Annotated in this window: 16 protein-coding genes; 8 read left to right on the forward strand and 8 right to left on the reverse strand. The window is 64.3% G+C overall.

Annotated features, from left to right (window positions below):
- Positions 1 to 7: 7 nt before the first annotated feature.
- The 6 genes from CAG18_RS09930 to CAG18_RS09955 all read right to left on the reverse strand — a co-directional run bounded on the left by CAG18_RS09930 (position 8) and on the right by CAG18_RS09955 (position 7364).
- Positions 8 to 1474 carry an NAD-dependent succinate-semialdehyde dehydrogenase gene (locus tag CAG18_RS09930; RefSeq protein ID WP_015268928.1) on the reverse strand — a complete coding sequence of 489 codons (1467 nt, stop codon included), beginning with the start codon at positions 1472 to 1474 and terminating at the stop codon, positions 8 to 10.
- Between the two features lie 36 nt (positions 1475 to 1510).
- The gene (gene doeB, locus CAG18_RS09935; RefSeq protein ID WP_015268927.1) at positions 1511 to 2530 is read right to left on the reverse strand and encodes a N(2)-acetyl-L-2,4-diaminobutanoate deacetylase DoeB; all 1020 of its coding nucleotides are present in this window, start codon (positions 2528 to 2530) and stop codon (positions 1511 to 1513) included.
- A gap of 3 nt (positions 2531 to 2533) precedes the next feature.
- Positions 2534 to 3724 (reverse strand): ectoine hydrolase DoeA, encoded by a 1191-nt coding sequence (gene doeA / locus CAG18_RS09940; RefSeq protein ID WP_015268926.1) that lies wholly within the window; start codon positions 3722 to 3724, stop codon positions 2534 to 2536.
- Positions 3725 to 3760: 36 nt separating this feature from the next.
- The gene (locus CAG18_RS09945; protein WP_015268925.1) at positions 3761 to 4753 is read right to left on the reverse strand and encodes a cyclodeaminase; all 993 of its coding nucleotides are present in this window, start codon (positions 4751 to 4753) and stop codon (positions 3761 to 3763) included.
- Between the two features lie 30 nt (positions 4754 to 4783).
- Positions 4784 to 5755 carry a hydroxyectoine utilization dehydratase EutB gene (eutB, locus tag CAG18_RS09950; protein ID WP_085720818.1) on the reverse strand — a complete coding sequence of 324 codons (972 nt, stop codon included), beginning with the start codon at positions 5753 to 5755 and terminating at the stop codon, positions 4784 to 4786.
- Positions 5756 to 5969: 214 nt separating this feature from the next.
- Positions 5970 to 7364, reverse strand: coding sequence for a PLP-dependent aminotransferase family protein (locus tag CAG18_RS09955; RefSeq protein WP_025337665.1), 1395 nt, complete (start codon positions 7362 to 7364; stop codon positions 5970 to 5972).
- Positions 7365 to 7603: 239 nt separating this feature from the next.
- On the opposite strand from CAG18_RS09955, the gene ehuB reads away from it, so the two are divergent.
- The 4 genes from ehuB to ehuA all read left to right on the forward strand — a co-directional run bounded on the left by ehuB (position 7604) and on the right by ehuA (position 10687).
- Positions 7604 to 8458: an ectoine/hydroxyectoine ABC transporter substrate-binding protein EhuB gene (gene ehuB / locus CAG18_RS09960; protein ID WP_015268922.1), complete on the forward strand. Its 855-nt coding sequence runs from the start codon at positions 7604 to 7606 to the stop codon at positions 8456 to 8458.
- A gap of 62 nt (positions 8459 to 8520) precedes the next feature.
- Positions 8521 to 9180, forward strand: a complete 660-nt coding sequence (gene ehuC / locus CAG18_RS09965) for an ectoine/hydroxyectoine ABC transporter permease subunit EhuC (protein ID WP_015268921.1) — start codon at positions 8521 to 8523, stop codon at positions 9178 to 9180.
- Complete coding sequence (gene ehuD / locus CAG18_RS09970) at positions 9177 to 9833, forward strand: ectoine/hydroxyectoine ABC transporter permease subunit EhuD (RefSeq protein ID WP_003256382.1); 657 nt, start codon at positions 9177 to 9179, stop codon at positions 9831 to 9833. Before ehuC ends, ehuD begins: the two co-directional genes overlap by 4 nt.
- A gap of 59 nt (positions 9834 to 9892) precedes the next feature.
- Positions 9893 to 10687: an ectoine/hydroxyectoine ABC transporter ATP-binding protein EhuA gene (gene ehuA, locus CAG18_RS09975; RefSeq protein ID WP_075046875.1), complete on the forward strand. Its 795-nt coding sequence runs from the start codon at positions 9893 to 9895 to the stop codon at positions 10685 to 10687.
- A 15-nt stretch (positions 10688 to 10702) separates the two neighbouring features.
- Here the strand turns inward: ehuA and CAG18_RS09980 are convergent, their stop codons facing one another.
- Complete coding sequence (locus CAG18_RS09980) at positions 10703 to 11722, reverse strand: transporter (RefSeq protein WP_085720819.1); 1020 nt, start codon at positions 11720 to 11722, stop codon at positions 10703 to 10705.
- Between the two features lie 306 nt (positions 11723 to 12028).
- On the reverse strand, positions 12029 to 13054 hold the full coding sequence (locus CAG18_RS09985) for a Fic family protein (RefSeq protein ID WP_085720820.1): 1026 nt from the start codon (positions 13052 to 13054) through the stop codon (positions 12029 to 12031).
- Between the two features lie 179 nt (positions 13055 to 13233).
- On the opposite strand from CAG18_RS09985, the gene CAG18_RS09990 reads away from it, so the two are divergent.
- From CAG18_RS09990 to CAG18_RS10005, 4 genes are all read left to right on the forward strand, one after another.
- Positions 13234 to 13623, forward strand: coding sequence for a nuclear transport factor 2 family protein (locus CAG18_RS09990; protein WP_015268917.1), 390 nt, complete (start codon positions 13234 to 13236; stop codon positions 13621 to 13623).
- 94 nt (positions 13624 to 13717) lie between these two features.
- On the forward strand, positions 13718 to 15217 hold the full coding sequence (locus CAG18_RS09995; protein ID WP_046616768.1) for a cytosine permease: 1500 nt from the start codon (positions 13718 to 13720) through the stop codon (positions 15215 to 15217).
- Positions 15218 to 15230: 13 nt separating this feature from the next.
- Positions 15231 to 16661, forward strand: coding sequence for an aldehyde dehydrogenase family protein (locus CAG18_RS10000; RefSeq protein WP_085720821.1), 1431 nt, complete (start codon positions 15231 to 15233; stop codon positions 16659 to 16661).
- A 419-nt stretch (positions 16662 to 17080) separates the two neighbouring features.
- Positions 17081 to 17326: a hypothetical protein gene (locus CAG18_RS10005; protein ID WP_102083596.1), complete on the forward strand. Its 246-nt coding sequence runs from the start codon at positions 17081 to 17083 to the stop codon at positions 17324 to 17326.
- Positions 17327 to 17373: the final 47 nt, after the last annotated feature.

A 17373-nucleotide genomic window follows, 5' to 3' on the forward strand; every position in this document is an offset into this window, starting at 1 on the left:
ACACTCCTTAGAACTGACCGTGGTGGTGCAAGCAAACGTATTTGGTTTCGACGAAGGGTTCGAAGCCCTCGCTGCCGCCTTCGCGGCCCAGGCCCGAGGCCTTCATGCCGCCGAACGGGATGGGGTGGCCGGTGAACTTGACGCCGTTGATCGCCACCATCGCGTGGTCGAGCCGGCGCACCAGCGGGTGCACGACATCGAGGCGGTTGCCGACGATGTAGGCAGCCAGGCCGTACTCGGTGTCATTGGCCATGGTGATGGCCTGCTCCAGCGTGTCGAACGGCATGACCCCGGCAATAGGCGCGAAGTTTTCTTCCTGGTAGATGCGCATCGCCGGCGTGACATCGGCGAGCACCGTCGGCTGGAAGAACCAGCCACCCAGCGCATGGCCCTCGCCTCCGACCAGGCGCCGGGCGCCACGCTGCAGGGCGTCCTCGACCCGGGCCTGGGTGGCATCGAAGGCGGCCTGGTGCATCAACGGGCCGACCTCTGCCGCCGTCTCCTCGCCATCGACCATCGCCGGGCCAACTTTCAGCGCCCGCACCGCTTCGGCGAAACGCATCAGGAATGCTTCGTACAACGGCCGCTGCACCATGATCCGGTTGGCCGCGCAGCAGTCCTGGCCAGACGTCTGGAACTTGGCGGCCACGGCCACCCGCACGGCCAGCTCCAGGTCGGCATCGGCGCAGACGATGAACGGCGCGTTGCCGCCCAGCTCCAGCGCCACTTTCTTCACATCCTGAGCCGCGGCTTGCAGCACCAGCTTGCCGACACGGGTCGAGCCGGTGAAGCTGACCGCCCGCACGCGGCTGTCGCGCACCAGGGTTTCCATGGCCATCTGCGGCTCGCCGATTACCACGTTGAACACCCCCGGCGGGAAGCCGGCGTCCTCTGCCAGCTGGGCCAGGGCCAGCGCCGAAAACGGTGTTTCGTGGGCCGGCTTGACCACCACCGTGCAGCCGGCCGCCAACGCCGCAGCCGCCTTGCGGGTGATCATGGCACTGGGGAAGTTCCACGGGGTGAGCAGCGCGCAGACCCCGACGGGCTCCTTCAGCGTACTCAGCTGGGCACCCGGAATATGGCTGGGGATAGTCTGCCCGTTGAGGCGCCGGGCCTCCTCGGCAAACCAGGGGATGAAGCTTGCCGCATAGGCTATTTCACCGCGTGCTTCGGCCAGCGGCTTACCCTGTTCCTCGCTGAGAATGCGCGCCAGAGCCTCCTGGTGCTCGAGCATCAATTCAGCCCAGCGCCGCAACAGCGCGGCGCGGCTGTCCAGACTCTGCTGGCGCCAGGCCGGGAAAGCCCGCTGGGCGGCATCCACCGCGGCGACGATCTGCTCGTGGTCGAGCAGCGGCACATGGCCGATGACCTGGCGGTTGGCCGGGTCATGCACGGCGATGCTGTTGCCGCTGTGGCTGTGCAGCCATTGGCCATCGACGTGGCACAGGCTGTTGAATGGGTAGTGGTGTGACATGACTGTTCTCCATACCTCGTTGTCGTGGCGCCAGGTTCAGGCCAGTACGTCGGCGATCACCGCCAGGGTGTCGCCGCACTGCACCAGGCCGGGAAAGTGCCGGGCTGCGAGCAAGCCATTGCGTCGGGCGCGGTACTCGACCGGGGCGCTGCCGGTGCGGCGGATGTCATGGATACGGGCGATCACCTCACCCTGGCTGACCGTTCCGCCCAGGTCGCGGCACATCTCCAGCAAGCCGTCGTGCTCGCTGGCGATGAAGCAATCGCCATCGGGCATGTCCAGCAGGGTTGTCTCGCCCTGCTCCACTTCGCCGGCGAGGATGCCGGCGTGAATCAGCACATTGCGCACGCCGCGCTCCGCCAGGGCCACGCTTTTCGCCGTGGAGGTGCCACCACCGCCCAGTTCGGTGGTGATGAACACCTTGCCCTGCTCTTCTGCCGCGGTGTCGTACATCGCCTGCGCATCCAGCTCGAGCATGCGCATGCTGTAGGGCGCGGCGAAGGCCTGCATGCCGGCTTCACAACGGGCCTGCTGGGCCTTGTCGGGCAGCACATGGCATGCAGCGAACGGCAGGAAATCGAGGGTGCGACCACCGGAGTGGATGTCCAGGACGATATCGGCCAACGGCAGCAAGGTGCGCCGGAAATAATCGGCGATCTTTTCCGTCACGCTGCCATCAGGCCGGCCAGGGAAGCTGCGGTTGAGGTTGCCCCGGTCGATCGGCGAAGTACGGGTGCCCGCCTGGAACGCCGGTGTGTTCATGAACGGCACGATGATCACCCGCCCGTTTACCTGCTCGGGCTGCAGCTGCTGAGCCAGCTTGCTCAGCGCCACCGGTCCTTCGTATTCATCACCGTGATTGCCACCAGTGAGCAAGGCAGTAGGGCCATTGCCATTCCTGACCACCGTCAGCGGAATCATCACTGCCCCCCAGGCCGAGTCGTCACGCGAGTACGGCAGCTTGAGGAAGCCGTGCTGCAAACCGTCCTGCTCGAAATCCAAGGTACAGGTGATCGGGTTGGCCACCGTGGCGGCGGCCTGTGCGATTGCATTCATGGGTCAGTCCTTCACGAACAGCTGGCGCGGCACGTTGCACAGGGTCTCGACCCCGGTCTCGGTGATGAGGATGCTTTCGGTGATCTCCAGGCCCCAGTCGTCCATCCACAGCCCCGGCATGAAGTGGAAGGTCATGCCCGGTTGCAGCACGCTGGTGTCGCTCGGGCGCAGGCTCATGGTGCGCTCGCCCCAATCTGGCGGGTAACTGATACCGATCGGGTAACCACAGCGGCTGTCCTTGTGTATGCCGAACTTCTCCAGCACACGGAAGAACGCCCTGGCGATGTCACCGGTGGTGTTGCCTGGCCGCGCGGCATCGAGGCCGGCCGCGATACCTTCGACCACCGCCTTTTCGCCATCAAGAAAGTGTTGCGGCGGCTTGCCCAGGTACACGGTACGCGACAGCGGGCAGTGGTAGCGCTTGTAGCAGCCGGCAATCTCGAAGAACGTGCCGGCGCCGCGGGTGAACGGGGAATCGTCCCAGGTAAGGTGCGGCGCGCTGGCATCTGCGCCAGTCGGCAGCAACGGCACGATGGCCGGGTAGTCGCCGCCATGGCCATCGACACCGAGAATGCCGCTGCGGTAGATCTCGGCCACCAGCTCGTTCTTGCGCATGCCGGGCTCGATGCGTTCGAGGATGCACCCGTGCATCTGTTCGACGATGCGCGCGGCGATACGCATGTATTCGATTTCCTGCGGCGACTTGACCGCCCGCTGCCAGTTGACCAGCCCGGCGGCATCGCTGAAGCGCGCCTGCGGCAAGTGCTTGCACAGGGCCTGGTAGGCCGCCGCGCTGAAGTAGTAGTTGTCCATCTCCACGCCGATGCTCAGGCCGCCCCAGCCCTTGGCCAGAATCACCTCCTGGCACAGGTAGTCCATCGGGTGGCGCTCGCGTGACTGCACATAGATATCCGGGTAGCCGACGATGTTGTCGTGCCGCATGAACACCGTGCGCCTTGCGCCATTGGCGTCCTGGCCGCGGCCAAACCAGATCGGCTCGCCATCGAGCGCCAGCAGCACGCACTGGTGCACGTAGAACGACCAGCCGTCATAGCCGGTGAGCCAGGCCATGTTCGATGGATCGGTAACCAGCAAAAGCTCCAGGCCCTGTGCCTGCATGGCAGCGCGGGTCTTGGCCAGGCGCTGGGCGTACTCCTGCCGGCTGAACGGCAGGTTGACCACTGTCTGTGACATACGGATGCCCTTCTTGTGAGTGGGTTGCGAAAACTGTCAGCTGTGAAACGCCAGGCCTTTGTGGGCGGCGATTGCGCGTTCGAAGGCAAGGTTGGCGATGGCGGTGTCCTGGGCCCCGGTGCCTGTCAGGTCGCACAGGGTGACCTCTTCGGCCTGCGCACGGCCCGGGTGCAGGCCGGCGATGATCTGGCCCAGCTCGGAATGAACGGCCTGTTCGCTGACCGCGCCAGTGCGCAAGGCGTGGTGCAGTTCGCCCAGCACGCGGGTCTGGCTCAGGCGGTCGGCCACATAACGGTCGAGCCGGGCCAGGGCCGTGGGCGCGATCTCGTTCTTGTGCTCGGCATCCGAGCCCATGGCAGTGATGTGCAGCCCCGGTTGCAGGTGATGCGGCAGGATCAGCGGCTCGCGGCTGGGGGTGCAGGTGATGGCGATATCGACCGCCTGCATGGCCTGGTCGACACTGTCGCAGGCCTGTACCTGCAGTTGCCCATCGCGCCCCAGGTCATCACATAACGCTGCGGTTCTCTGCGCATCGCGCCCCCACACCTTGACCTTCTCGATCGGCCGCACCAGGCGCAGTGCCTGCAGCTGCAGGCGTGCCTGTTCGCCACTGCCGATCAAGGCCACGCTGCGGCTGTCCTGCCGCGACAGCCAGCGGGCAGCCACCGCACCGGCTGCAGCGGTGCGCACGGCGGTGAGGTAGCCATTGTCGAGGAGCAAGGCATCGAGCAGGCCAGTGCGGGCCGACAGCAGCATCATCATGCCGTTGAGGCTGGGCAGGCCAAGCTTGGGGTTGTCGAAAAAGCCTGGGCTGACCTTGATCGCGAAACGCTCCAGACCAGGCAGGTAGGCGGTTTTCACGTCCACCTCGCCGTTGTGCTCGGGCACATCCAGGCGCAGGATCGGCGGCATCGCCACATTGGCCGTGGCAAGCAGGGCAAAGGCCTGCTCGATGGCATTGATCGCGTCGCGGTCGAGGGTAATGCAGCTACGCAGGTCGGCTTCGCTGAGCAAGGTGATGGCCGGCATTCGAATACCTCCAGTGAAGGAACGTGAATTTCAGGCGTCGCCGCCATTGATGACGCGCTGATGTTGTGCGCTGTCGACGTTGCGCCCGCTGACCACCACCACCACCGGGCCGCGGGCCGTCACCAAGCCGTCGAGCAGCGCTGCGATGCCGACTGCACCGGCACCTTCGAGTACCAACCGTTCGTGCTGGTAGGCGTGGCGCATGCCATTGGCGATCGACGCTTCCGGCAGCAGGTGGAGTTGGTCGAGCAGACGCTGGGTCATGTTCAGGGTGTGCTGGTTGCCCAGGCCGATGCCGCCGCCGAGCGAGTCAGCGAGTGTCGGCAGCTCCTCAACCTCGACCGGCCTGCCGGCCTGCAGGCTGGCGTACATCGCCGCGCCGCGCTGCATGCTGATGCCATGGGTGGTGATCGCCGGCTTGATGCTTTTCATGGCCAACGCCACACCTGCGAACAGGCCACCACCGGAGAGCGGAATCAGCACCTGCTCCACCTCGGGCAACTGCTCGATGATTTCCAGGCCCAACGTGCCCTGGCCGGCGATGACCTGAGGGTGATCGAAAGGTGGGATCAGGGTTGCGCCCTGTTGGTCGGCATGTTGTTGCGCGGCCTGCTGGGCATCGTCCTGGGAGTGGCCGACGATGCACACTTCGGCGCCCAGATCGCGGATGGCCTGGACTTTGTTGGCTGGCACCAGTTGCGAAAGAAACACGGTTGCCTTCACGCCCAGTTGCGCAGCAGCGTGGGCCACCGCCCGGCCGTGATTACCGGTGGAGGCGGTAACCACGCCGCATGTGCGTTGGTCAGCGCCAAGTGCGGCGATGGCATTGCTGGCGCCGCGCAGCTTGAAGCTGCCGGTAGTCTGCAGGGCCTCGAGCTTCAGGTAGACCGGCGTGCCCAGGTGCCGTGACAGGCTGGGGGAAAGTTCCAGCGGCGTGCTGCGCACCAGGCCGTGGATAAGCTGGCGGGCGAGGTAGAGATCGTGAAGCGAGAGCGCTGACATGACCGGGACCCAACAAGTGAGCTGATGTTGGGCGGAGTGTATGAGGCGAAAATTGTCGTGATGAATGTACTAGGGCAATTTGCCGGGGAATTTGTTTTTGCCTGTACCGGCCTCTTCGCGGGTAAACCCGCTCCCACAGGAATCGCGCATTTCCTGAACCTCGCACGGAACCTGTGGGAGCGGGTTTACCCGCGAAGAGGCCGGTACAGGCCGCTCAAAGCTCGTGGATCTGCGGATACTGCCCGAACAACTCCCGCATATCGCCAAAGGCCTGGCGCAGCTTTGCCTCGGAACACTCGGCGCCCACGCACAAGCGCACGGCCCGTGGCCGCGGTGTACCGCGCACCAGGAACGGCTCCGGCGGCGTCACCGCAATCTGCCGGCGGCGCAAGGCACGCACCAGGCTGTCCACTTCCCAGCGCTCGGGAATGTTCAGCCACGCCCCTAGGGCATGGGCGTGCTGACCACGCACATAATCCCCCAGATACTCACGCAACAACGCCTGACGCTCGCCCAGCAAGGTGCGCTGCAGCGCCACCAGCTGCGCCGCGCGCCCATCGTTGATCCAGCGCGATGCAATTTCCGCCACCAAGGGCGTGGCCATCCAGCTGTTGACCCGCAAGATGCTCTCGGTGCGCAGCGCCAGGCGCTTGGGCATGGCCAGGTAGCCCACGCGCAGGCCGGTAAGCACCGACTTGGTCATGCTGGTGCAGTAGAACGACAGCTCCGGCGCATAGGAACTGAGTGGCCTGGCATGGCTGCCACCCAGTAGCGGCCCGTAAACGTCATCTTCGATGATATGCACACCAAAGCGCCGGGCAATTTCGGCAATCTCCTGGCGGCGGCTGTCGGGCATCAGGCTGACGGTCGGGTTGTTGAGGTTGGGTGTGCACACCAGCGCGGTCACCCGCTCGTTGCTGCAGATGTCCTCGAAATGTTCCGGGTTGATGCCCTCGCGGTCCATCTCCAGGCCTTTGAGGGTAAAACCGAGCACCTGTGAATTGCCGATCACGCCATGGTCGGTCAACCCCTCGCACAGCACCACATCATCCGGCCCGGCCAGCGAGGCCAGGGCCAGGAAGATGGCGTGGGCGGCGCCGTTGGTGACCAGCACATCGTCACGCTCGACCTGCATGCCCAGGCCGGCAAGCCAGCGCACCGCCGCCTCGCGGTGGCTCTCGAAACCGGCGATGGGCCGGTAGGCATGGATCCACGGCTGCTCCTCTTCCACGGCCAGCTCGGCGCAGGTGTCGCGCCAGATGCGCTCATGCACCTGGGTGTGCAGGATGCGGGTGATGGAGAAGTCGACCAGGGTACGCTCGGGCAGGTCGATGATGTCATCCGACACACGGTCGCTCATGCGCCGGCTGACGAAACTGCCACGGCCGATCTCGCAACGCACCAGGCCTTGCCGCTCCAGTTCCTTGTAGGCATTGGTCACGGTCTGCACGCTGATGCCCAGGGCATCGGCTACCTGGCGCTGCGGTGGCAGGCGCTGGTCATGTACCAATACGCCGCGCTCGATCTCGCCGGTGACGGCCTGGACCAGGATCTTGTATTTGGACTCGCCGATGCGGGCGGCGTCCAGGGCTGCCTTCCAACTGTGCATCATGATGTTCGCTTCACTTGCCAGGGCCAGGGCCACAGCATCCCCCGTACAAGTGCTTCGGGCAATTGTCCTAGTGCAATGCAATGGCCGTTTCAGCTTTTGTATGCTCGGCCCAAGGTCGAACTCCCGCTGCCCGGCAGCTTCGAACAAAAGACCGACCTGCTTTCGCTGTTTTGCTCCACTGCCTCCTAACACAGAGCCGTCGACGACGGTTTTTATAACAAACAGGAGCTTCATTGATGAGCCAGCCTTTCAACGTTCCACGCCCCTTCCAGCGCCTGCTGATGGCCTGTGCCACCTTCGGTGTGCTTGCCAGCGCCCAGGCCGCCAGCCTGGACGAAATCAAGGAAACCAGCCACATCCGCATCGGCTACGCCAACGAAACTCCGTTCGCCTTCACCGAGACCGATGGCCGGGTAACCGGGGAGTCACCGGAAATCGCCAAGATCATCTTCGAGAAGATGGGCATCAAACAGGTCGATGGCGTGCTCACCGAGTGGGGTTCGTTGATCCCGGGCTTGCGCGCCGGGCGCTTCGATGTGATTGCCGCCGGCATGTACATCACCCCGGCACGCTGCAAGCAGGTGATCTTCACCGACCCGCAGTACGCCCTGCCCGACACCCTGCTGGTGGCACAGGGCAATCCGAAGAACCTGCACAGCTACGCCGACATCGCCAGGAACCCGGACGTGAAGCTGGCGATCATGGCCGGCACGGTCAACCTCGCCTATGCCCGCGACTCCGGCATCACGGATGCGCAGATCCTTCAGGTGCCGGACACCACCGCCCAGTTGCAGGCCGTGCGCGCCGGCCGCGCCGATGCTGCCGTGGGCACCCAGCTGACCATGAAGGGCCTGGCGAAAAAGGGTGGCGACAAGGTCGAGGCGATCAGCGACTTCACCGATGACCCGGCCCACACCGGCTACGGTGCCCTGGCCTTCCGCCCCGAGGACAAAGCCCTGCGCGACGCGGTCAACGCCGAGATGAAGAAGTGGCTGGGCAGCGAGGAGCATCTGAAGACCGTCGCGCCGTTCGGCTTCGACCGCAGCAACGTGACTGACAAGACCGCCGCCGAGCTCTGTGCCCAGCAGTGAATCGAGGTGGCATGGCGCTTGCCGTGCCATTCCCTGTGTAATCCGATTATTCAGGTCGAACCATGGGTGAATTGATACCGTTGTTACTGCAAGGCGCCTGGATCACCATCCAGGTCACCTTCTTCGGCTCGCTGCTGGCCATCGTCGCCGCGATCCTCGCCGCCCTTGGCCGGCGTTCGTCATGGCGGCCATTGAGCTGGTTGTGCGTGGCCTACATCGAGCTGTTCCGCGGCACCTCGTTGCTGGTGCAGTTGTTCTGGCTGTTCTTCGTATTGCCGCTGCCACCGTTCAACCTCGAACTCAGCGCCTACACCGTGGCCATCGTCGGCCTCGGGCTGCATATCGGTGCCTACGGTGCCGAAGTGATGCGCGGGGCGATCAGCTCGGTGGCCAAGGGGCAGTACGAAGCCTGCACCGCGCTGAACATGCCCGCCACCACCCGCTTCCGGCGGATCATCCTGCCGCAGGCATTGCTGGCGGCCATCGCACCTGGCACCAACCTGCTGATCGAACTGCTGAAGAACACCTCGCTGGTGTCGCTGATCACCCTGTCGGACCTTAGCTTCCGCGCCCGTCAACTGGACCAGGCGACCTTCCAGACCCTGGAAATCTTCAGCCTCACCCTGCTGCTCTACTTCGTCCTGGCGCAGGTCATCAACTTCCTCATGCGTCGGGTCGAACGGCGCCTGAGCCGCGGTCGCCTGCGGGGGAGCCTGTCATGAATTTCTGGGACTGGAACTACGTCGCGCAAATCCTGCCCGACTTGCTGCAGGCGTCGCTGAAAACCCTGGGCATCACCTTGGTTGGCTTCCTGATCGCAGTGGTGCTGGGCCTGTTCCTGGCCATCGCCCGACGCAGCCGCCAGGCCTGGCTGTCGTGGCCGGTGGCATTGCTGATCGAGTTCATCCGCAGTACGCCGCTGCTGATCCAGGTGTATTTCCTCTACTACGTGCTGCCCAACTACGGGGTCAACATGACGGCCATGCAGGCCGGCATCATCGGTATCGGCGTGCACTACGCCTGTTACCTGGCCGAGGTTTACCGCGGCGGCCTCGACTCGGTAGCGCGCAGCCAGTGGGAAGCGGTGGTCGCCCTCAACTTCGCGCCGTGGACCGCCTACCGGGCAGTCATCCTGCCCCAGGCGATTCGGCCGATCCTGCCGCCGTTGGGCAACTACCTGATCGCCATGCTCAAGGACACCCCGGTGCTGTCGGCCATCACCGTGGTGGAAATCATGCAGCAGGCCAAGAACGTCGGCTCCGAAAGCTTCCGCTACCTCGAGCCGATCACCCTGGTCGGTCTGTTCTTCCTGGCCCTGAGCGTCGCTCTGGCCTACCTCGTTCGGCGCCTTGAAGTGCGCCTGGAGCTCCGCTGATGATCGCCCCTGTGACCCACTTCGCCACTGCCACCGCCACCCAGCCGCTGGACACCCACATGCCCACACCGGCCATTGCCCAACCGATCGTCAGCTTCAAGGACGTGACCAAACGCTACGGCAGCTTCACCGTGCTCGACGGCCTCAACCTCGATGTCGCCCCCGGCGAAAAGGTGGCGATCATCGGCCCCAGCGGCTCGGGCAAGTCGACGTTGCTGCGGGTACTGATGACGCTTGAGGGCATCGACCAGGGCATGATCGAAGTCGATGGCGAATCGCTCACCCACATGCCCGGGCGCAACGGCGCGCAGCTCATCGCCAACGAGCGCCATGTACGCAAAGTGCGGGCGAAGATCGGCATGGTGTTCCAGAGCTTCAACCTGTTCCCGCACATGAGTGCCTTGCAGAACGTGATCGAAGCCCCGGTCCAGGTGTTGGGCGTGAAGCCGGCCGAGGCGCGCGAACGGGCTGCCGAGCTGCTGGAGATGGTTGGCCTGGGCAACAAGTTCGAGCATTACCCGTCGCAGTTGTCCGGTGGCCAGCAACAACGCGTGGCGATTGCCCGGGCGCTGGCGATGCGGCCCAAGGTGATGCTGTTCGACGAAGTGACCTCGGCACTGGACCCGGAACTGTGTGGCGAGGTGCTGAACGTGATCCGCCGGTTGGGCAGCGAGCACAACCTGACCATGCTGATGGTGACGCATCAGATGGGCTTTGCCAGGGAGTTCGCGGATCGGGTGTGCTTCTTCTACAAGGGGCAGATCCACGAACAGGGGACGCCGGCGCAGATCTACGAAAACCCGCAACAGGAGCGGACCCGGGCGTTCCTCAGTGCAGTGCGGGAGGCGAACTGACCGACGATCGTCGCTTCAGTACTCGCGCCGCTTGCGAAACGCCCAGCGCCCCACCAGCACGGTGAAGGTCGCCACCAGGGCCACCAGCACCCAGAAACCATGGGGGTTTTCCGCCAGCGGCACACCCCCGACGTTCATGCCGAAGAAGCCGGCGATGATGTTGATCGGCAGCGCCAGCACGGTCACCACGGTCAGGGTGAACAGGGTGCGGTTGGTCTGTTCGTTGAGCTTGGCGGCGATTTCTTCCTGCAACAGCTTGATCCGCTCACCGAGGGCGGTGAGGTCGCTGATCACCAGGGTGAACTCTTCTGTGGCCGCGCGCAGCTGGCGTATGTCCTGTTCCTGCAGCCAGTCGGGCGGCCGGTTGAGCAGGCGCAGCAGCGCCCCCGGCTCCAGCGCCAGCAGGCGCTGCAAGCGCACCAGCACCCGGCGCATGCTGCCCAGTTCGGCGCGGTTGTCGCTCAGGCGCTGGGACAGCAACTGGTCTTCGATGCGGTCGACGCTGGCGGTGGTTTCACGCACGATCTGGGTCAGCACATCGCCCTGGTCGCGCAACAGATGGACCAGCAACTCGATGGATGAATGAAAGCGCTCGCCATGCTTGACCGACGAGCGCAGCTTGTCCACCGAATGCAACGGCTGCAACCGCGCGCTCACCAGCAACTGGCTGCTGGCGCAGGCCCACAGCGTGGAGATGTCCGAGGACACCAGGCCGAAGTTGAACACCACATCGTTGACCACTGCCAGCAGCGCCGAGTCGGCGTGTTCGATACGGGTCGAGCGCGAACCTTCGCGCAGGGTTTCGAAGAAGGCTTCGGGCAACTGCAGGTGGGTGCGCAGCCAGCGTTCGCAGGCAGCGTGGGCCAGGTTCAGGTGCACCCACAGAAACTCGCCAGGTTCCAGCGGCTGGCCGAGCGTGCGTAACAACTGCGCCGAATCGATTTCGCGCCCCGGCTGGCCAGGGCGGAAGGCGAAGGCGTAGAGCAGGCCGAACAGGTCGTGGTCCTGTGGCAGATGCAGCGCGGGATGGCCCATTCGAACTCGCAATGAGGCACGGGGAGATGGCAGAAAGGTTGCTGAATATTCGTTGCAGTCAGATGACAGCTGGATAACTGAAAGCCCTTTGGGCTGCGCTGACGCGTAGAGAGCCGAATTCGCAAGCGGTCCGCATACACTGTGGGAGCGGCTTTAGCCGCGAAGAATCCAACGCGGTGCCTGGCACCGGCTGCGCCGGTGTTCGCGGCTAAAGCCGCTCCCACAGGGTCCCTGCTAATTCAATGAGTTATGTGCAGCCTTATGAGAACGGGCACGCCCGCTCCCACAGGATGCGCGGCGCGAAACCTACCTTGCAACCCGCCGATACTGCTGTTTGGGGCTCCGTGGTGATTCGGGATCGGTCATTTCGATCAACCCGGCAGCGAGTGCCGGGTGCAGGTAACTCTTGCGGAATGTGGCACGGTGCGAGAGGCCCAGCTGGTGCATCAATTCGCTGCTCTTCAAAGCAACGCCTGCAGGCAGCACATTCAAGAGACTCGCTACTTGGTCGGTTACTTGGTCGGTTACTTGGTCGGTTACTTGGTCGGTTACTTGGTCGGTTACTTGGTCACTGTCTTCTGCTTCGATAAGCGCCCGCAACAAGGCTTCGAGCATGAATTCGACAAATGGGGTTGCTTCAGCAGCTTGGTCGGCGGCGGCCAGGGCAGCGTAGTAAGCGTCCTGCTGCTCACGAATAACGGTTTCCACCGGCAGGTACGCCAACACCGGCCGCCACTGGCTGAGGAGAAGGGTCTGCCATAACCGTCCCATCCGCCCATTACCGTCAGCAAATGGGTGGATGAATTCAAACTCGTAGTGGAATACACAACTGGTAATCAGCGGATGCCAATCGTTGTTCGCGAGCCAGTGCAACAAATCCTGCACCAGCATCGCCACCCGGCTGGCCGGTGGCGCCATATGCAGAAGGCGAGTGCCGCGATAGATGCCCACCCCTCCACGCCGGTAGCGGCCAGCGTCATCTATAAGCCCATGCATCAGCATGCCGTGCGCAGTGAGCAGATCGTCCTGGGACTCAGCGCGCCAACCAGGCATCGCATCGTAGGTCGCGAACGCGTTACGGACTTCCTGGATTTCGCGTGGCAAACCCAGAACCCGCTTGCCATCCAGCAAGGCGGTTACCTGCTCCACGCTCAAGGTGTTGTTCTCGATGGCGAGCGACGCCTGGATGGTGCGGATACGGTTGCCTCGGCGCAGCTGTGGCGTCAGCGTGCCATCACGGTAGGCAGTCAACAATCCCACTTGCTCGCTGATTTCGGCAACCAGAGCCAGAATGCGGGGGGTCACCGTCAGTGGTGGTTGGTAATTGCTCATTGCCTACAGCCCATGGGGATCAGCCGCCACCTTAATCCACAGATCAGGCGGGGGTAAAGAAAGCGCAGCCATCACTTCACAAATTCCTGAACTGATTATTTGCCCACAGCGATTTTTCCCCTCGCCAACCGCTACCAGAATCGCTTCACCACAATCACAAGAACCGTGAGGCCACTCCCGTGGACCAGACACTTCAGGTACGGCAAGCCGCCGCCGACCTCGTTGCGGCGTTCGCCAGCAACGACACCGCTCGCTATTTCGCCTGCTTCAGCGAAGACGCCACCTTCCTTTTCCACACACTGCCGCAACCGCTGCTGTCGCGCCATGCCTACGAGCAACTCTGGGCCCAGTGGCAGGCCGACGGGTTTGCCGTGCTCGCCTGCGAATCGGGCAATGCCCAGGTGAGCCTGCAAGGTGACGTGGCGATCTTCATGCATGATGTGGCCACGCACATCCGCATCGCCGGCGAAGAACACCAGTTGAGCGAGCGCGAGACCATCGTCTTCCGCCGCCACGGCGAACGGTGGCTGGCCTGCCACGAGCACCTGTCGGTCGTATCGCCGGCCTGATCATCCATTTACGCGGCCCTGCCGCCCTGCCATCGCACCCACAATAAGGCCTGCGTACTGCGCCGGCCCACAACAACCGCGCTGGAGCATCACCATGAGCCACTCGACCGGTATCGAGACCAACGGCGTCGAACAGATCCCCGACGATCAACGCGACGCCTCCCCGCTGGACCTGTTCCGCCTGATCTTCGGCGGCGCCAATACCTTCGCCACGGCCGTGCTGGGCAGCTTCCCGGTGCTGTTCGGGCTGTCGTTCCAGGCCGGCGTGTGGGCGATCCTGCTCGGCGTCGGCGTGGGCGCGCTGATCCTCGCGCCCATGGGCCTGTTCGGCGCGCTCAACGGCACCAACAACGCGGTGTCGTCTGGGGCGCACTTTGGCGTGCACGGGCGCATCGTCGGTTCGTTCCTGTCGCTGCTCACCGCGGTGGCGTTCTTTTCGCTGTCGGTGTGGAGCTCGGGCGACGCCCTGGTCGGCGGCGCCAAGCGCCTGGCCGGCCTGCCGGAAACCGACCTGACCCTGGGCCTGGCCTATGGCCTGTTCGCGGTGCTGGTGCTGGTGGTGTGCATCTTCGGCTTCCGCTTCATGCTGTGGGTCAACAAGATTGCCGTGTGGGCCTCGAGCCTGCTGTTCCTGCTGGGCATCGTTGCCTTTGCCGGGCCGTTCGACGCCGGTTATGCGGGCAGCGTAAACCTCGGCCAGGCGGGCTTCTGGGCGGCATTCGTCGGTGCGGCGATCCTGGCCATGAGCAACCCGGTGTCGTTCGGTGCATTCCTCGGCGACTGGTCGCGCTACATCCCGCGTGAAACGCCCAAGGCGCGCATCATGCTGGCGGTGATCGCGGCCCAGGGCGCGACACTGATCCCGTTCCTGTTCGGCCTGTGCACCGCCACCCTGGTGGCCACCCAGGCACCGGACTACATCGCCGCCAACAACTACGTCGGTGGCCTGCTGGCGGTGGCGCCAAGCTGGTTCTTCCTGCCGGTGTGCCTGATTGCGGTGATCGGCGGCATGTCCACCGGCACCACGGCGCTGTACGGCACCGGCCTGGACATGTCCAGCGTGTTCCCACGCCTGCTCAGCCGTGCCGGCGCCACACTGCTGATCGGCGTGCTGGCGATCGGCTTCATCTTCGTCGGCCGCTTCACCTTCAACCTGGTGCAGAGCGTGTCGACCTTCGCCGTGCTGATCATCACCTGCACCAGCCCGTGGATGGTGATCATGATCCTCGGCCTGATCACCCGCCGCGGCTTCTACCATGCCGACGATCTGCAGGTGTTCACCCGCGGCCAGCGTGGCGGCCACTACTGGTTCCTGCATGGCTGGAACTGGCGCGGCATGGGGGCGTGGATACCCAGCGCGGCGGTGGGCCTGTGCTTCGTCAACCTGCCAGGGCAGTTCGTCGGCCCACTGGGCGACCTGGCCGGCGGCATCGACCTGAGCCTGCCGGTCACCCTGGGGCTGGCCGGCGTGCTGTACCTGCTGCTGCTCAACCTGTTCCCCGAACCTGCCGGCGTGTATGGCCCCCAGGGCCCGCGTTGGGTGCGTTGCAAAAGCACCGCGCACACGCCGGTAACCACCGCCGAAATGGCCTGACTGGAAACCGACCATGACCACTTCCCACTACATTGCCGGCCGCTGGGTCGAAGGCCAGGGCAGCGACTGCATCAGCGTCAATGACCCGGCCCTTGGGCAACCGTTTGCCGAACTGATGGCCGCCAGCGTCGCCCAGGTAGACCAGGCCGTGACCGCTGCCCGTGGCGCCCTGCCCGCCTGGAAAAACACCAGCGCCAGCGAACGCGCCGCCTACCTGCGCGGCTTTGCCGAACAGCTCGGGCAGCGCCGTGAAGCGTTGATCGCCTTGCAGATGCGCAACAACGGCAAGCCACGTCACGAGGCGGAAATCGACCTGGACGACGCCATCGCCACCTTCGGCTACTACGCCGAACTGGCCGAGCAACTGCCATCGAAGAACCGTGATGTGCCATTGGCTGCGCCTGGCTTCAGTGCTCGTACCCGCCTGGAACCGGTGGGCGTGGTCGGCCTGATCGTGCCGTGGAATTTCCCGCTGGTGACCAGCGCCTGGAAGCTCGCCCCGGCCCTGGCCGCCGGTTGCACCGTGGTGCTCAAGCCGTCGGAAGTCACCCCACTGATCGAACAGGCCTACGGCCAGATCGCCGATGCCCTGGGGCTGCCGGCCGGGGTGCTGAACATCGTCAACGGCAAGGCCGAGACCGGCGCTGCACTGAGCAACCACAATGGCCTGGACAAGCTGTCGTTCACCGGCAGCAATAGTGTCGGCAGCCAGGTAATGCGCAGCGCTTCGGCGCAGTGCCGGCCTGTGACGCTGGAGCTGGGCGGCAAATCGGCGATCGTGGTGTTCGATGATTGCGACGTGGGCCAGGCGGTGGAGTGGATCGTCGCCGGCATTACCTGGAACGCCGGGCAGATGTGCTCGGCCACTTCGCGGCTGCTGGTGCAGGACGGCATTGCCGATGCATTGCTGCCGCGCTTGCAGGTGGCACTGGAACAGCTACGGGTCGGTAATCCATTGACCGAAGAGGTCGACATGGGGCCGCTGACCAGCCAGGCGCAGTGGCTGAAGGTGGCCGGCTACTTTGCCACGGCGCGGGAAGAAGGCCTGCAGTGCCTGGCCGGTGGCAAGGCGCTGGACCGGGATGGCTGGTTCGTCAGCCCGACGCTGTATGCCGATGTGCCGAAAGACAGCCGCCTGTGGACCGAGGAAATCTTTGGCCCGGTGCTGTGCGCGCGTCGCTTTGCGACCGAGGGACAGGCGATTGCCGAGGCCAACGATAGCCGCTTCGGGCTGGTGGCTACGGTGTGCTCCGCCGACCTGGAGCGCGCCGAGCGGGTGGCCGATGCGCTGGAGGTTGGCCATGTGTGGATCAACTCGGTGCAGGCGGTGTTCGTCGAGACCTCGTGGGGTGGTACCAAGGGTAGCGGGATCGGGCGTGAGCTGGGGCCTTGGGGGTTGTCGGCCTACCAGTCGGTCAAGCATGTGACGCGCTGTCTGGGTTGAGATTTCCGGGGCCGCTTTGCGGCCCTTTCGCCGGCAAGCCATGTGCCATCGCTGTGGGAGCTGGCTTACCGGCGATCGAGGGCGAAGCCCTCGCCTTGGCCCCTCAGATGTAAGACTTTTCCCAACCTGAAACCAAATGCTTCAGCTGGAAGTAGCTTGGGAATTATCCTACCCGCGCCGCAGCCGTTTCTCTGTTGTTGAACAGGAGCATCAGGGCTAATTTCCCTGGGTCGTCAAAAATGGCGACCGGGTGTGAGAGCCCGTGCTGATCTGGTTGCAACCTCAACGGTAGCTGTGCGCGGGCAGGCTTGGTCCTGGCCGGGTTCCTAGGTCTCCGGTCTCTCACCCCGCGTACGGCTGCCACCCGATCCTGTGAGAGGGAATGAGGTGGTAGCTCCTGACCGACCTAGGGAAACGCAATGAATAAACTTGTGCCCGATCCACCTGTAAAACCTGGCTCCCGCCCGTTCTACTCCATCAACAACGACCTGCCCTCACCCGTGGCACTGCGATACGTCTCGCAGTTGCTGCTTGGCATCGAGGACACCCTCGACGAATACATCTGCGCCAACGCTGGCGAACCGGGCATCGGGTTGTTGGTCAATACTGTGCATAACGTACAAATGACCCGGGCGCTCAACCAGTTGCTGTTGAACCGCGAATAAGGCCTGGAATTGATGCCGGGCTCACCGGCCTCTTCGCGGGTAAACCC

It is taken from the genome of Pseudomonas sp. B22(2017) (assembly GCF_002113105.1).
GTDB classification, from domain to species: Bacteria; Pseudomonadota; Gammaproteobacteria; order Pseudomonadales; family Pseudomonadaceae; genus Aquipseudomonas; species Aquipseudomonas asiatica.

Coding starts and splice junctions, on each gene's coding strand:
- ehuB (WP_015268922.1), top strand. CDS start 7,604: ATGAGCCAGCCTTTCAACGTTCCACGCCCCTTCCAGCGCCTGCTGATG.
- CAG18_RS09995 (WP_046616768.1), top strand. CDS start 13,718: ATGAGCCACTCGACCGGTATCGAGACCAACGGCGTCGAACAGATCCCC.
- doeA (WP_015268926.1), bottom strand. CDS start 3,724: ATGTCACAGACAGTGGTCAACCTGCCGTTCAGCCGGCAGGAGTACGCC.
- ehuC (WP_015268921.1), top strand. CDS start 8,521: ATGGGTGAATTGATACCGTTGTTACTGCAAGGCGCCTGGATCACCATC.
- CAG18_RS09955 (WP_025337665.1), bottom strand. CDS start 7,364: ATGCACAGTTGGAAGGCAGCCCTGGACGCCGCCCGCATCGGCGAGTCC.
- CAG18_RS09945 (WP_015268925.1), bottom strand. CDS start 4,753: ATGCCGGCCATCACCTTGCTCAGCGAAGCCGACCTGCGTAGCTGCATT.
- CAG18_RS09985 (WP_085720820.1), bottom strand. CDS start 13,054: ATGAGCAATTACCAACCACCACTGACGGTGACCCCCCGCATTCTGGCT.
- eutB (WP_085720818.1), bottom strand. CDS start 5,755: ATGTCAGCGCTCTCGCTTCACGATCTCTACCTCGCCCGCCAGCTTATC.
- ehuD (WP_003256382.1), top strand. CDS start 9,177: ATGAATTTCTGGGACTGGAACTACGTCGCGCAAATCCTGCCCGACTTG.
- CAG18_RS10000 (WP_085720821.1), top strand. CDS start 15,231: ATGACCACTTCCCACTACATTGCCGGCCGCTGGGTCGAAGGCCAGGGC.
- CAG18_RS09930 (WP_015268928.1), bottom strand. CDS start 1,474: ATGTCACACCACTACCCATTCAACAGCCTGTGCCACGTCGATGGCCAA.
- CAG18_RS10005 (WP_102083596.1), top strand. CDS start 17,081: ATGAATAAACTTGTGCCCGATCCACCTGTAAAACCTGGCTCCCGCCCG.
- doeB (WP_015268927.1), bottom strand. CDS start 2,530: ATGAATGCAATCGCACAGGCCGCCGCCACGGTGGCCAACCCGATCACC.
- CAG18_RS09980 (WP_085720819.1), bottom strand. CDS start 11,722: ATGGGCCATCCCGCGCTGCATCTGCCACAGGACCACGACCTGTTCGGC.
- ehuA (WP_075046875.1), top strand. CDS start 9,893: ATGCCCACACCGGCCATTGCCCAACCGATCGTCAGCTTCAAGGACGTG.